Below are 14,981 nucleotides of genomic sequence, written 5' to 3'. Positions count from 1 at the left end.
CGAGGCGCCGCGGCGCGTCCTGGCATGATGGGACCTTGAACCCGGTGAGCCAGGGGGAACGACGACAGAGGAAGCTCGAGGAGCGGCCGCATGGCAGACCCGCAGGACCCACCCAACAGCGCACCCGACCGCGCCGGCACCCCGCCGGAGAAGAAGCCGCCCGCCAAGGCGGTGAAGAAGACCGCGAAAGCGCCCGCCAAGAAGGCACCTGCGAAAAGGGCGCCCGCCAAAAAAGCGCCGGCCAAAAAAGCGCCCGCCAAGAAGGTGCCGGCGAAGAGCGCCGAACCGGCGCCCCCGACACCGCCCGAGCCGCCGCTCGACGTTGCGCAGCGGGCCGAAAGCAACGGCGACCTCACCGCCGCCGCCAAAGATGCTGCCGCGCAGGCGAAGTCCACCGTGGAGGCCGCCAACAACCCGGTGTCGCCGGCGATCGCCGGTCCGGCGGCGGGTCAGTCCCCGGTGCCCCTGCTCGTTGCCCTGGCCGTCAGCCTGCTGGCCATCCTGCTCATTCGCCAGCTGCGCCGCCGCTGAGCGGCGAGCGTCTAACGTGTCAGAAGTGACGGTGGCATTCCGGCCGACGGCCGACCTCGTAGACAGCATCGGCCCAGACGTACGCAGCTGCGACGTGCAATTCCGCCAGTTCGGCGCCCGGGCCGAATTCGCCGGCCCGATCAGCACCGTGCGGTGTTTTCAGGACAACGCGCTGCTGAAATCGATCCTCTCGGAGCCCGGCGGCGGAAGGGTTTTGGTCATCGACGGCGACGGCTCCGTGCACACCGCGCTGGTCGGCGACGTCATCGCCGAGCTGGCCCGGTCCAACGGCTGGGCCGGGCTGATCATCAACGGCGCCGTGCGCGACTCGGCCACGTTGCGGGGCATGGACATCGGCATCAAGGCGTTGGGCACCAATCCCCGCAAGAGCACCAAGACCGGCGCCGGCGAACGCGACGTCGAGGTCATCCTGGGCGGGGTGACGTTCGCGCCGGGCGAGATCGCCTACAGCGACGACGACGGGATCGTCGTCGTCGCCGCCGACTGATCCGTTAAACCGCCACCGGCGCAGGCTTTTTCGCGAACTTCAAGCCTTCGTCGTCGACCCTGCCGCGCCGGATCGTGCGCATGTCGAAGAAGTAGTTCTGCTTGAGCCGCCACGGCGCCCGCGACCCCGACTTCGGCAGCAGGTGCATCGACCGCCGGAAGTAGCCGGGGGTGAAGTCCATGAACGGCAGCTCGTCGACGTCGCGACCCGGATGCTGCGGCTCGACGAAGTCAAAACCCTTGGCGTCCATGTAGTTCAGCAAGCGGCACACGAACTCGGAGACCAGGTCGGCCTTGAGCGTCCAGGACGCGTTCGTGTAGCCGAAGGTGATGGCGAAGTTCGGCACACCGGAGAACATCAGGCCTTTGTAGGTCATCAACGAGGTCAGCTCGATGTCCTCGCCGTTGCGGGTCGGCTTCACCCCGCCCAGCAGCTGCATGTTCAATCCCGTTGCGGTGATGATGATGTCGGCCGGCAACTCCTCGCCCGAGGTGAGCTTGATGCCCGTCTTGGTGAACCGGTCGATGGTGTCGGTGACGACGTCGGCCTTGCCATGGCGGATGGTCCGGAAGAAGTCGCCGTCGGGGGCCAGGCACAGCCGCTCGTCCCAGACGTTGTAGCGCGGGCCGAAGTGCTTTTCGACGTCGTAGCCCTCCGGCAGCCGTCGCTGCGCCATCGTCATCAACGTCTTGCGCATGTAGCCGGGGGCCTTGCGGGACAGCTGGTACTGGAAGGTGCTGAACGCGATGGCTTTCCAGCGGTTGGCCATGTGGGCGAGGCGCTCGGGCAACAACCGGTTGGCCTTCTCGGCGAAGGGATCGACCCCGGGCAGCGACCCGATGTAGGTCGGCGAACGCTGCAGCATCGTCACGTGTCCCGCGCCCGAGTTCACCAGGGCGGGAATCAGGGTGATCGCGGTGGCACCGGACCCGATGACGACGATCCGCTTGCCCGCGTAGTCGAGGTCCTCGGGCCAGTGCTGCGGGTGCACGATGGTGCCGCCAAAGTCGTCGGCACCGGGGAAGGTGGGCGAGAACCCCTCGTCGTAGTTGTAGTAGCCGGTGCAGGCGAACAGGAACGAGCAGGTCATCTCGCTCTGCCGGCCGTCGCTCTCCACGGTCACGGTCCAGCGGTTGTCGGCGTCGGACCAGTCGGCGGCCACTACCCGGTGGCGGTAGCGGATCTTCGGCTCGATCTGGTTCTCGACCGCGGTCTCCTTGATGTAGGCCTTGATCGAGGCCCCGTCGGCGATGGACTTCGCCGAGCGCCAGGGCTTGAACCGGAAGCCCAGGGTGAACATGTCCGAGTCCGACCGGATGCCCGGGTACTTGAACAGGTCCCAGGTTCCGCCGAGGTCGGCGCGCCGTTCGAGGATGGCGTAGCTCTTTGTCGGGCAGCGTTCCTGTAGATGCCAGGCCGCGCTCACGCCGGAGATGCCGGCGCCCACGATGAGGACGTCAAGGTGCTCAGTCATGACGCAACGCTATCAACACGTTGTCGAGCCGGTCAACACCCTGTCGAAACTGTCGACAACGTGTAAAGTAACGGCCGTGACTACCGTCGGCCAAACCCGCGCCCTGCGCGGCCGCCGCGCCATCCGCCCGACGGGCGACGAGCGCGAACAGGCCATTCTCGCGACCGCCGAACGACTGCTGGAAGAACGGTCACTGGCCGACATTTCCGTCGATGACCTGGCCAAAGGCGCCGGTATCTCGCGGCCGACGTTCTACTTCTACTTCAAGTCCAAAGAGGCGGTGCTGCTCTCGCTGCTCGAGCCGGTGATCGCCCAGGCCGACTCCGAGTTCGACGGCGCCGTCCATCGGCTGCCGGCCGATCCGCGCCGGGTGTGGCGCGACGGCATCAAGGCGTTCTTCACCGCCTTCACCACGCACCGGGCCGTGGCGCGGACCGCGACCGAGGTGCTGGCCACCAGCACGGAATTGCGGTCGGTCTGGTCCGGCTACATGCAGAAATGGATCGACCAGACCGCGGCCATGATCACCGCGGAACGCGCCCGCGGCGCCGCACCGGACAACATCCCGGCCGCCGACTTGGCCACGTCGCTGAACCAGATGAACGAGCGCACCATGATGGCCGCGCTCTCCGCCGAAACACCCGCGGTCGAGGCGGAGCGGGTGGTCGACACCCTCACCCACATCTGGATCAGCAGCATCTACGGCGAATCCGGCTAGCTGTCACCACCGCATGCGAACATATGTTCGTGCGGTGCGATGCGTCCATCCTGCACGCGGACCTCGATTCCTTCTACGCGTCCGTCGAGCAGCGCGACGACCCGACCCTGCGGGGCCGCCCGGTGATCGTGGGCGGCGGTGTGGTGCTGGCCGCGAGCTACGAGGCCAAGGCCTACGGGGTGCGCACGGCCATGGGCGGGTCGCAGGCGCGGCGGCTGTGCCCGCACGCCGTGGTGGTGCCGCCGCGGATGAGCGCGTACAGCCGTGCCAGCGACGCCGTGTTCGAGGTGTTTCGCGACTGCACGCCGATCGTGGAGCCGCTCTCGGTGGACGAGGCGTTCCTCGACGTCGGTGGGCTGCGTCGCGTCTCCGGGACGCCGGTGCAGATCGCCGAGCGGTTGCGTGCGGACGTGCGCGAGCGCGTCGGGCTGCCGATCACGGTCGGCGTCGCCCGCACCAAGTTCCTCGCCAAGGTCGCCAGCCAGGAGGCCAAGCCCGATGGCCTGTTGTTGGTGCCGCCGGACCGGGAGCTGACCTTCCTGCGGCCGCTGCCGGTGCGCCGGCTCTGGGGAGTGGGCGCGGTGACGGCCGAGAAGCTGCGCGCGCACGGCATCGTGACAGTCGCCGACGTCGCCGAGCTCAGCGAGTCCACGCTGGGCTCCATGGTGGGCGGGGCGATGGGCCGCCAGTTGTACGCGCTGTCCCGCAATATCGACCGCCGCCGGGTGACCACGGGTGCCCGTCGCCGGTCCGTCGGCGCGCAGCGGGCGCTGGGACGCGCCGGAAACACCATGTCCGCCGGCGAGATCGACGCCGTCGTGGTCAATTTGATCGATCGCATCGCCGGCCGCATGCGCGCCGCCGGGCGCACCGGTCACACCGGTCGCACCGTGGTGCTGCGGCTACGCTTCGCCGACTTCGGCCGGGCGACCCGGTCGCGGACGCTACCGTGGTCCACGTCAGCCACGGCGCCCCTGCTGGCCGCCGCGCGCGGGCTGGTCGCGGACGCGGCGCCGCTCATCGCGCAGCGCGGCCTGACGCTGGTCGGGTTCGCGGTCACGGGCATCGACCGCAGCGGTGCCCAACAGCTGACGCTGCCCTTCGACGACGACAACAACCGCCTCGACATCGACGCCGCCATCGACCGGGTGCGCCGCCGCTACGGCAAGTCGGCGCTGACACCGGCGGTTTTGGTCGGCCGCGATCCGGGTATAGAGACCCCACACCTGCCCGACTGACGGGGCGCGGGTGTTCGCTAATTGTCCTCTACCACAAGACTTTTCGATGATGTGAGGTTGATTTGAATCGGCCTCGCGACGCCGCTTGTGCGACGGCCCGATTGTTAGTCTGGCGAAAACCCGACCTCGAAAGTGAGCAACTGAAACCGATGCCGCCGCACCAATCCCGCGACACCGGCCTGCCCCGCGAGGGTCTCCTACTCGGTTACAGCGCGTTACTCGCCTTGTCCGCGGGCTTCGTCAACGCTGTGGCGCTGCTGATTTTGGCGGTGCCCGTCGGCAATCTGACCGGGATCACCACCCAGCTGGGCATGAACACGGCCAACCCGTGGCTCTACGAAGGCCACGTGCTCGGCGCGATCTTTCTCGGCTTTCTGACGGGAGCGACCATGGCCGGGGCGATCCTCGCACCCACCGATGCCCTTGCGGGCCCACGCCACGCCGCGGTGCTCTTCCTCGAGGCGGCCTTACTCGTGCTTGCCGGGGCCGGGGTCGCGGAGACCGTCGTCAGGGCACAGCTCAACGCCCTGGGCATCGAGCAGACCGCGGTGCAGGCGCTGTTCGCCGCCGCGGCGCTCGGCCTGCAAAACGGGATGACTTCGAGCTTTCGCGGAATGGCGATCCGCACCACGCACTTCACCGGAACCGTCACCGACCTCGGGCTGATCCTCGGTCGCAGCCGGCTACACGGAATCAAGAACTGGAAAACGGCGATACTGGCGACGACCCTCGTGTTATTCCTCGGCGGGGGCGTGGCCGGGATCGTGTTCGGGGCTCGGCTGGGCGGTTACGCGTTGCTCATCCCGGCCGCGATTTGCGCGATCGTCGGCGCCGCCAACCTGCTGCAGGGCACCGCCCGCAGCGACGCCCCGGTTCCCGAGCAGGCCGAATCGGTGCAGGTCTGAGCGGCGGCTCAATTCGCGCCGGTCCACTCCAGCAACCGCTCGGCAGGCCAGGTGTTCACGATCCTGTCCACGGGGACGCCCGCGTCCAGCGCGCGCTGGGCGCCGTAGCCGAGGAAGTCCAGCTGCCCGGGCGCGTGCGCGTCGGTATCGATGGTGAACACGCAGCCGATCTCGAGCGCCAGGTTCAGCAGCCGGCTGGGCGGATCGCGCCGCTCGGGCCGGGAGTTGATCTCGACCGCGGTCCCGTGCTCGCGGCACGCGGTGAACACCGCCTCGGCGTCGAACTTGGATTCCGGCCGGATGCCGCGATTCCCGGACACCAGCCGGCCGGTGCAGTGCCCCAGCACGTCGGTGTGCGGGTTGGCCACCGCGCGCAGCATCCGCCGGGTCATCGCGGGCGCATCCATCGACAACTTGGAGTGCACGCTGGCCACCACCACGTCGAGGCGCTCGAGCAGCTCGGGTTCCTGGTCGAGGCTGCCGTCGTCGAGGATGTCGACCTCGATCCCGGCGAGGATGCGCATCGGCGCGAACTGCTCCCGCAGGTCGTCGATCACGTCGAGTTGGGCGCGCAACCGCTCGGGCGAGAGGCCGTTGGCGATGGTCAGGCGCGGCGAGTGGTCGGTCAGCGCGCAGTACTCGTGCCCCAGCGCCGCCGCCGAGGCCATCATCTCGTCGATCGGTGCGGAGCCGTCCGACCAGTTGGAGTGCAGATGCAGATCGCCGCGCAGCGCGGAGCGGATGTCGCCGCCGCCGAGATCCTCCGCGCTGGACCGCAATTCGACCAGCAGGTCAGGCTCGCGCCCCGACCATGCCTGGTCGATGACCTTGGCCGTCTTGGGCCCGATCCCCGGCAGGGACTGCCAGCTGTTGGCCTGGCCGTGCCGCTCCCGGGTCGCCTCGTCGAGGGCCTCGATGATGTCGGCCGCGTTGCGATAGGCCATCACGCGCCGGGGGTCGTGGCGGCTGCGGTCCTTGAAATAGGCGATCTGCCGTAACGCCGCTACCGGATCCATGACTCCAGTGTGCCCGCCCCACTCACAGGAGTTGGCCGGCGACGAATCCGGCCAGCAACACGGCGAACCCGCCGATCTCCCCGGCGATCAGCGCCGCCATCGCCAACGCGAGACGCCCGTCGGCGTTTTCGAACTGGTTGACGGTGTCGCGGCGCGCACCGTGGCTGACGTAGGCGGCGATGGCGGCCACGAAGAAGAAGACGACGACCCCCGCCGCCGTCAGATTCACCCACACCGGCCAGGCGCTCAGGTGCACGAACACCGCGAGCAGCAGCGTCGCGAACGAATACAGCAGCGCCGCCCGGTGGGCGATGTCGACGTAGGGATGCGCGAGGTGGTTCTCCGACGTCATCATCTCGCGGTATTTCCACACGCCCAGGATCAGCGCGAGCAGGAAGATCAGGCCCGCCGCCAGCAGGGTGATCTTGGTGTCGATTCCGAGGGAGCAACATGGGCAAGTCATGGCGCCGTCGAGTTTAGTTGCCCTTCATAAACACCGACTAACGTCGATTGCATGCGATTCGCGTTCAAGACCTCACCGCAGAACACCACCTGGGCCCAGATGCTGGCCGTCTGGCAGGCGGCCGACGACATCGATGTCTACGAGTCCGGGTGGACCTTCGACCACTTCTATCCGATCTTCTCCGACAGCAGCGGGCCCTGCCTGGAGGGCTGGACGACGCTGACCGCGCTCGCCCAGGCCACCACGCGGCTGCGGGTGGGCACCCTGGTCACCGGGATCCACTACCGCCACCCCGCGGTGCTGGCCAATATGGCGGCCGCCCTCGACATCATCTCGAACGGACGGCTCGAGCTGGGGATCGGCGCCGGCTGGAACGAGGAGGAGTCCGGCGCCTACGGCATCGAACTGGGCAGCATCAAGGAACGCTTCGACCGCTTCGAGGAGGCGTGCGAGGTGCTGACGAGCCTGCTCAGCCAGGAGACCACCGACTTCGACGGCAAGTTCTACCAGCTCAAGGGAGCCCGCAACGAGCCCAAAGGGCCGCAACGCCCGCACCCTCCGATCTGCATCGGCGGCAGCGGGGAGAAGCGCACGCTGCGCATCACCGCCCGCTACGCCCAGCACTGGAATTTCGTGGGCGGTCCGCCCGACGTCTTCGCCCACAAGCGTGACGTGCTGGCCTCGCACTGCGCGGACATCGGCCGCGATCCCAAGGAGATCACGCTCTCGGCCCATCTGCGCCTGGAGCCGGATCTGAACTACGGGAAGGTCATCGAGGACGCCGCCGGGCTGGCCGCCGAGGGCTTGGATCTGGGCATCGTCTACCTGCCGCCGCCGCACGATCCGGCCGTGCTGGAACCGCTTGCCGAGGCGATCCGCGACTCGGGTCTATGGGAGCGCTGACGGCGCATCCGGGGTGACCCGGCCAAAATCGGCCGGGTGCGCCGTGAGCAAACCCGCCGCGCGGCGCTCAACGCGCCGGCCGGGCGGTCACGCACCGAACAGCAGCAAGTCCTGGGGGGTCACCAAGCGCTCGTGCTTGGCGGGAAACTCCCGACTTTTCACCGGGTGACGCAACCATGACCAGGCGATTCGCCCCATCCGTGACTGAGGTAATGGGTGGATATGCACAAGAATCTCTCCTGCGATCGGTCGTTCAACCGGGAAACCGGTGTGACCCCCATGTGAGCGGGCTCACAGCGGATTATTAGACACCCCGCGGCTGGCAAACAGTGGGAGACTCGCCGAGCGAAGAACGGCGTGTTTCTGGTGTGACTGGTGTGACTACTGAAGCGGCGCCGCGGTGGGCTTGACCGGCGCGGGCAGCGCCGTCGACCCCATCAGGAATCGGTCGGCCGCGGCGGCGGCCGCCCGGCCCTCAGCTATCGCCCAGACGATGAGCGACTGGCCACGACCCATGTCGCCGGCAACGAAGACGCCCGGAACCGAGGTGTCGAAATCGGCGCCGCGGGCGACGTTGCCGCGCTCGGTGAGCTTGACGTCGAGGTCGGTGAGCAGGCCCTCCTTCTCGGGGCCGACGAAGCCCATCGCCAGCAACACCAGGTCGACCTCGAGCTCGAACTCCGAACCCTCCACCTTCACGAACTTGCCGTCTTCCATCGTCACCTCGTGCGCCTTGAGCGCCGTGACGTGACCGTCCTTGCCGACGAACTCCTCGGTGTTGACCGAGAACACCCGCTCGCCGCCCTCCTCGTGCGCCGAGGACACCCGGTACATCAGCGGGTAGGTCGGCCACGGGGTGGACGGGGCGCGCGTCTCCGGCGGGCGCGGCATGATCTCGAACTGGTGGATGACGGTCGCGCCCTGCCGGTGGGCGGTGCCCAGGCAGTCGGCGCCGGTGTCCCCGCCACCGATGATGACGACCTTCTTGTCCTTGGCGGTGATCGGCGGCTGCCCGTCGGGCCCCAGCACGTCGTCGCCCTCCTGCACGCGGTTACCCCACGGCAGATACTCCATCGCCTGGTGGATCCCGTCCAGCTCGCGGCCGGGGATCGGCAGATCACGCCCCGCGGTGGCACCGCCGGCCAGCACCACGGCGTCGAAGTCGGCGCGCAGCTGCTCGGCGGTGATGTCCACTCCGACGTTGACGCCCGTGCGGAATTCGGTTCCCTCGGCCCGCATTTGGTCCAGCCGGCGGTTCAGGACACGCTTTTCCATCTTGAATTCCGGGATGCCGTAGCGCAGCAGCCCGCCGATGCGGTCGGCCCGCTCGAACACGGTGACGGTGTGGCCGGCGCGGGTCAGTTGCTGGGCGGCGGCCAAACCCGCCGGCCCGGAACCGACCACGGCGACCTTCTTGCCGGTCTTGGTGTCCGGCGGCAACGGGCGCACCCAGCCCTCGTCGAAGGCCTTGTCGATGATTTCCAGCTCGATCTGCTTGATCGTCACCGGGTCCTGGTTGATGCCGAGCACACAGGCCGGTTCGCAGGGGGCCGGACACAGCCGCCCGGTGAAGTCCGGGAAGTTGTTGGTGGCGTGCAGCCGTTCGATGGCGTCGCGCCACCGGTCCCTGCGCACCAGGTCATTCCACTCCGGGATCAGGTTGCCCAGCGGGCAACCGTTGTGGCAGAACGGAATACCGCAGTCCATGCAGCGGGTCGCCTGCTCGCGCAGGGTCTCGTTGTCGAATTCTTCGTAGACCTCGCGCCAGTCGCGCAACCGAATGGGGACAGGCCGGCGCTTCGGCAGTTCCCGATGCGTGTATTTCAGGAAGCCGCTCGGATCAGCCATGCGCGGCCGCCATGATCGCCTTGTCGACATCCACGCCGTCGCGTTCGGCTTCGGCGATGGCCTGCAGCACCCGCTTGTAGTCCCGCGGCATCACCTTGGTGAAGTGCCGCCGGTGTTGCGGCCAGTCCTCCAGAATGCGCTGGGCGACAGCGGAATCGGTGGCATCAACGTGTGCCTGAATCATGCCGTGCAACCACTCGTAGTCATCGTCATCCAAGCTCTCGAGCTCGACCATCTCCTCGTTGAGATTGCCGGGGAATTCGCCCTGCGGGTCGTAAATGTAGGCCACGCCGCCGGACATGCCCGCCGCGAAGTTACGGCCGGTGCGACCGAGGACGACAACCTTGCCGCCGGTCATGTATTCGCAACCGTGGTCGCCGACGCCCTCGACGACGGCGTGTGCACCGGAGTTACGGACGGCGAACCGCTCACCCACGACGCCGCGCAGGTACGCCTCGCCGCTGGTGGCGCCGAACAGAATCACGTTGCCGCCGATGATGTTGTCCTCGGCCACGTAATCGGCGGGCGCGTCGTCCGACGGACGAACCACGATCCGGCCACCGGACAGGCCCTTGCCGACGTAGTCGTTGGCGTCGCCGTAGACGCGCAGCGTGATGCCCCGCGGCACAAACGCTCCGAAGCTGTTGCCCGCCGAACCGTCGAAGGTGATGTCGATGGTTCCGTCCGGCAACCCTTGGCCGCCATAGGCTTTGGTGACATCGTGGCCGAGCATGGTGCCCACCGTGCGGTTGACGTTGCTGATCGTCGTGGAGAACCGCACCGGCTTCCCGGAGTCCAGCGCCTCGCGGCTCATCACGATCAACTGCTGGTCGAGCGCCTTGTCCAGGCCGTGGTCCTGACGCGAGCTGCAGTACAGGTCCTGGTTCATGAACGCCGATTCCGGCTCGTGCAGAACCGGGCCCAGATCGAGCCGGTGCGCCTTCCAGTGGGCCCGGGCCAGCGTCATGTCCAAGGACTTCACCTGGCCGACGGCCTCGTTGATGGTGCGGAATCCCAACTGCGCCATGTATTCGCGGACCTCTTCGGCGATGAACATGAAGAAGTTCTCGACGAATTCGGGCTTGCCGGTGAAGCGTTCGCGGAGCACCGGGTTCTGGGTGGCCACCCCCACGGGGCAGGTGTCCAGGTGGCAGACCCGCATCATGATGCAGCCGGAGACCACCAGCGGCGCGGTGGCGAAGCCGAATTCCTCGGCGCCGAGCAGCGCGGCGATCATCACGTCGCGGCCCGTCTTGAGCTGACCGTCGACCTGAACCACGATCCGGTCGCGTAACCCGTTGAGCAGCAACGTCTGCTGCGTCTCGGCCAGTCCCAGCTCCCACGGAGCCCCGGCGTGCTTCATCGAGGTCAGCGGGGTGGCGCCGGTGCCACCGTCGTGCCCGGAGATCAGCACCACGTCGGCGTGCGCCTTGGACACCCCGGCGGCCACCGTGCCGACGCCGTTCTCGGAGACCAGCTTGACGTGCACGCGCGCGGCCGGGTTGGCGTTCTTGAGGTCGTGGATCAGCTGCGCCAGGTCCTCGATGGAGTAGATGTCGTGGTGCGGTGGCGGCGAGATCAGTCCCACGCCGGGCGTGGAGTGGCGTACCTCGGCGACCCAGGGGTACACCTTGTGCCCCGGAAGTTGGCCGCCCTCACCGGGTTTCGCGCCTTGGGCCATCTTGATCTGGATGTCGGTGCAGTTGGTCAGGTAGTGCGACGTGACACCGAACCGCCCGGAGGCAACCTGCTTGATCGAACTGCGCCGCCAGTCGCCGTTGGGATCGCGGTCGAAGCGCTTGACGTCCTCGCCGCCTTCACCGCTGTTGGAGCGGCCGCCCAGCCGGTTCATCGCGATGGCCAGCGTCTCGTGCGCCTCGGCGGAGATCGAGCCGTAGCTCATCGCCCCGGTCGAGAAGCGCTTGACGATCTCGCTGGCGGGCTCGACCTCGTCCAGCGGGATCGGCGGGTTGATCCCGGCCCGGAACTTCAGCAGGCCGCGCAGCGAGGCCATCCGCTCGCTCTGGTCGTCGACCAGGCGGGTGTAGTCCTTGAACACCTTGTACTGGCCGGTGCGCGTGGCGTGCTGCAGCTTGAAGACGGTCTCGGGGTTGAACAGGTGGTACTCGCCCTCGCGGCGCCACTGGTATTCCCCGCCCACCTCGAGTTCGCGGTGGGCCCGCTCGTCCGGGCGGTCCAGGTAGGCCAGCGCGTGCCGGACGGCGACGTCGGCGGCGATGTCGTCCAGGGTGACACCGCCGATGGGACAGCTCAATCCGGTGAAATATTCGTTCAGCACGTCCTCGGAGATGCCGACCGCCTGGAACAGCTGCGCGCCGGTGTAGGAGGCCACCGTCGAAATGCCCATCTTGGACATGACTTTCAGCACACCCTTGCCGGCCGCCTTGATGTAGTTGCTCAGCGCCGTCTTGCGGTCGATGCCTTCGATGACGCCGCGGTCGAGCATGTCCTCGATGGACTCGAACGCCATGTACGGGTTGATCGCCGCGGCGCCGAAGCCGACCAGCGCGGCCATATGGTGGACCTCGCGGGCGTCGCCCGTTTCCACCACCAGCCCGACGTGGGTCCGGGTGCGATCGCGCACCAGGTGGTGGTGCACCCCCGCCACCGCGAGCAGCGACGGGATCGGCGCCATCCGCTCGTCGGACTCCCGGTCGGACAGGATGATCACGCGCGCGCCGTCAGCGATCGCCGCGGACGCCTGCGCGCGCACCTCCTCGAGTGCGGCGGCCAGCCCCGCGCCGCCCTCGGCGACCGGGTACAGGCAGCGAATCACCTTGGAGCGCATGCCATGTGGACGACCATTGACCTCGTCGTCGGGGTCCAGGTTGATCAGCTTGGCCAGCTCGCGGTTGCGCAGAATCGGCTGCGACAGGGCGATCTGGTGACACGAGCGTTCGGTCGGCGTGAGCAGGTCGCGCTCGCCGCCGGTGGTGCCCTGCAGACTGGTCACCACCTCCTCGCGGATGGCGTCCAGCGGCGGGTTGGTCACCTGCGCGAACAACTGCTGGAAGTAGTCGTAGAGCATCCGGGGTCGCTGCGAGAGCACCGCGACGGGGGTGTCGGTGCCCATCGAGCCGATCGGCTCGGCGCCGCTGCGCACCATGGGCGCCACCAAGAGGTTGAGTTCCTCGTAGGTGTAGCCAAATATCTGCTGCCGCTTGACCAGTCGGTCGTGGGGCATCCGCTTGTAGTTGCCCTGCGGCAGGTCGTCGAGCGGGACCAGGTTCTTGTCCAGCCACTCCTGGTAGGGGTGCTCGGCGGCCAGCTCCGCCTTGATCTCCTCGTCGGAGACGATGCGGCCCTGCGCGGTGTCCACTAGGAACATGCGGCCGGGCTGCAACCGCATCCGGCGGACCACCTTGGCGGGGTCCAGGTCCAGCACGCCGGCCTCGGAGGCCATCACCACCAAGCCGTCTTCGGTGACCCAAATCCGCGAGGGACGCAAGCCATTACGGTCGAGCACGGCGCCGATGATGGTGCCGTCGGTGAACGTGATCGACGCGGGTCCGTCCCACGGCTCCATCAACGAGGCGTGGTACTGGTAGAACGCCCGCCGCGCGGGATCCATCGACTCGTTGCGTTCCCACGCCTCGGGGATCATCATCAGCACGGCGTGGGCCAGGCTGCGCCCACCCAGGTGCAGCAGTTCGAGCACCTCGTCGAAACGCGCGGTGTCGGATGCCCCCGGGGTACAGATCGGGAACAGCTTCTCGACGTCGGCTTCGGTTCCGAACACGTCGGTCTTGATCAGCGCCTCGCGGGCCCGCATCCAGTTCTCGTTACCGGTCACGGTGTTGATCTCACCGTTGTGCGCGACGCGGCGGAACGGGTGCGCCAGCGGCCACGACGGGAATGTGTTGGTGGAGAACCGGGAGTGCACGATGCCCAGTGCGCTGGTCAGCCGATCGTCTTGCAGGTCAAGGTAAAACGCCTTGAGCTGCGGGGTGGTCAGCATGCCCTTGTAGACGAAGGTCTGACCGGAAAGGCTTGGAAAATAGACGGTTTCGCGTCCGGGTCCGTCCTGACCCGGGCCCTTGGTACCCAGCTCGTGCTCGGCACGCTTGCGCACCACGTAGGCGCGGCGCTCCAGCGCCATGCCGGATGCGCCCGCCATGAACACCTGGCGGAACGTGGGCATCGCGTCGCGGGACAGGGCGCCCAGCGACGAGTCGTCGATGGGCACGTTGCGCCAGCCCAGCACCGTCAGGCCCTCGGCTTCGGCGATCTTCTCCACGGCGGCACACGCGGTCGCGGCGTCCTTGGACGACTGCGGCAGAAAGGCGATGCCGGTGGCGTAGCTACCCGGGGGCGGCAGTTCGAAGTCCACGACCTCACGCAGGAAGGCGTCCGGGACCTGCAGCATGATGCCGGCGCCGTCGCCACTGCGCGGCTCGGCGCCCTGGGCACCCCGGTGTTCGAGGTTCAGCAGCGCAGTGATTGCCTTGTCCACAATGTCGCGGCTACGACGGCCGTGCATATCGACGACCATGGCAACCCCGCACGCGTCGTGCTCGAACGCGGGGTTGTATAACCCGACGCGCTTGGGCGTCATATGCACCTGACCCTTCACCTGAACGTTCTGCGCGGCCGTTAGCAGCGGCCCCGAGGAGGTCGCACCCGTGAGGTTGCGGGCTGTGACCCCTTCGGTCTTGTCTCGATGGGCTGTGCCCCAGGCGGAGATACTCCTGTTAGGGACGTCCGTGCAGCTCTGAACGGTGGCCTGGAACCGGTCTCGACAAGTCGTAAAACGATATGACAATACCCGCCTGACATGCCAACTTCGTCAAGTCTAGCCGCCAGCCCGCAGCGTCGTAAATTTCGCTGCCCGCGGTGAACGCCGATTCTGCCCACGCCCCGGCCGGGGCGCCGAATTCCTGTCACAGCTGGGGCTATTCCCTGCGGCCCCGCGCAACCGCTGTCCTTCCGGTCAAGTTTGCTGCGAAGGCCCCGCGGGCGCCTCGGTGAGTTCGCCGGCGCGGGTGCGAGCGTGCTCAGCAGCCGGGGTGGGGCACAAGCGGGTTTTAGCAGCCAGCCGGCGTGTGTTTGCAGGTTCGCGCACACGGCGCAGCAGGAGATACTGGACGGGGATTGGTCACACCCGGCGTCGCAGGTTCGACCGTGGCGCTTATCACGTCACACCGTCGCCGCCGCCGGGCCACCCCCACGACGACCCACCGCCTGGCACCCGAGGAGCCCATGAACGAGCGCGACGAATTCCTGCGGGACCGTCTGCAGCCCGAGCGGCCTAACCCCCCGTCGGCGCGCCCGCCCGCTCCCCCTCCCCAACGGCCTCATCCGGCCCCGCACGAGCCCCGGGCCACCGCGCCTCCCGCCACCCGACTTGATGACGTCT

General features: G+C 67.9%; 11 protein-coding genes. 6 read left to right on the top strand and 5 right to left on the bottom strand.

Going from position 1 to position 14,981, the window contains the following annotated elements; all coding sequences use genetic code 11:
• The first annotated feature begins 90 nt into the window (after positions 1 to 90).
• Together DQP57_RS27505 and rraA are read left to right on the top strand one after the other, a co-directional pair.
• A complete protein-coding gene (locus tag DQP57_RS27505) occupies positions 91 to 531 on the top strand; it encodes an Rv3852 family protein (RefSeq protein ID WP_112635158.1) in 441 nt (146 codons plus the stop codon).
• 25 nt (positions 532 to 556) lie between these two features.
• The gene (rraA, locus tag DQP57_RS24150; RefSeq protein ID WP_112635156.1) at positions 557 to 1,039 is read left to right on the top strand and encodes a ribonuclease E activity regulator RraA; all 483 of its coding nucleotides are present in this window, start codon (positions 557 to 559) and stop codon (positions 1,037 to 1,039) included.
• Positions 1,040 to 1,043: 4 nt separating this feature from the next.
• Here rraA and DQP57_RS24145 read toward each other — a convergent pair whose 3' ends face one another.
• Positions 1,044 to 2,513, bottom strand: coding sequence for a flavin-containing monooxygenase (locus tag DQP57_RS24145; RefSeq protein ID WP_112635154.1), 1,470 nt, complete (start codon positions 2,511 to 2,513; stop codon positions 1,044 to 1,046).
• Between the two features lie 76 nt (positions 2,514 to 2,589).
• Between DQP57_RS24145 and DQP57_RS24140 the strand changes: the two genes are divergently transcribed.
• From DQP57_RS24140 to DQP57_RS24130, 3 genes are all read left to right on the top strand, one after another.
• Positions 2,590 to 3,231: a TetR/AcrR family transcriptional regulator gene (locus tag DQP57_RS24140; RefSeq protein WP_112635152.1), complete on the top strand. Its 642-nt coding sequence runs from the start codon at positions 2,590 to 2,592 to the stop codon at positions 3,229 to 3,231.
• Positions 3,232 to 3,254: 23 nt separating this feature from the next.
• Positions 3,255 to 4,469, top strand: coding sequence for a DNA polymerase IV (dinB, locus tag DQP57_RS24135; RefSeq protein ID WP_112635150.1), 1,215 nt, complete (start codon positions 3,255 to 3,257; stop codon positions 4,467 to 4,469).
• A gap of 149 nt (positions 4,470 to 4,618) precedes the next feature.
• A complete protein-coding gene (locus DQP57_RS24130; RefSeq protein WP_240631868.1) occupies positions 4,619 to 5,374 on the top strand; it encodes a YoaK family protein in 756 nt (251 codons plus the stop codon).
• Positions 5,375 to 5,382: 8 nt separating this feature from the next.
• Here the strand turns inward: DQP57_RS24130 and DQP57_RS24125 are convergent, their stop codons facing one another.
• Both DQP57_RS24125 and DQP57_RS24120 read right to left on the bottom strand, forming a co-directional pair.
• Positions 5,383 to 6,390 carry a PHP domain-containing protein gene (locus tag DQP57_RS24125; RefSeq protein WP_112635146.1) on the bottom strand — a complete coding sequence of 336 codons (1,008 nt, stop codon included), beginning with the start codon at positions 6,388 to 6,390 and terminating at the stop codon, positions 5,383 to 5,385.
• Positions 6,391 to 6,412: 22 nt separating this feature from the next.
• Positions 6,413 to 6,853, bottom strand: a complete 441-nt coding sequence (locus DQP57_RS24120; protein ID WP_112635144.1) for a hypothetical protein — start codon at positions 6,851 to 6,853, stop codon at positions 6,413 to 6,415.
• Between the two features lie 51 nt (positions 6,854 to 6,904).
• Between DQP57_RS24120 and DQP57_RS24115 the strand changes: the two genes are divergently transcribed.
• The gene (locus DQP57_RS24115; RefSeq protein WP_112635142.1) at positions 6,905 to 7,756 is read left to right on the top strand and encodes an LLM class F420-dependent oxidoreductase; all 852 of its coding nucleotides are present in this window, start codon (positions 6,905 to 6,907) and stop codon (positions 7,754 to 7,756) included.
• Between the two features lie 381 nt (positions 7,757 to 8,137).
• Here the strand turns inward: DQP57_RS24115 and DQP57_RS24110 are convergent, their stop codons facing one another.
• Together DQP57_RS24110 and gltB are read right to left on the bottom strand one after the other, a co-directional pair.
• A complete protein-coding gene (locus DQP57_RS24110; RefSeq protein WP_112635140.1) occupies positions 8,138 to 9,604 on the bottom strand; it encodes a glutamate synthase subunit beta in 1,467 nt (488 codons plus the stop codon).
• Positions 9,597 to 14,180, bottom strand: coding sequence for a glutamate synthase large subunit (gene gltB, locus DQP57_RS24105; protein WP_112635138.1), 4,584 nt, complete (start codon positions 14,178 to 14,180; stop codon positions 9,597 to 9,599). The genes DQP57_RS24110 and gltB overlap by 8 nt, the downstream gene beginning before the upstream one ends.
• Positions 14,181 to 14,981: the final 801 nt, after the last annotated feature.

The sequence above is a fragment of the Mycobacterium colombiense genome (genome assembly GCF_003284935.1).
In the GTDB taxonomy this organism is placed as follows: Bacteria; Actinomycetota; Actinomycetes; order Mycobacteriales; family Mycobacteriaceae; genus Mycobacterium; species Mycobacterium arosiense_A.
Note: the sequence above shows the minus strand (reverse complement) of the source record. Positions and strands in the feature narration are given on the sequence as shown.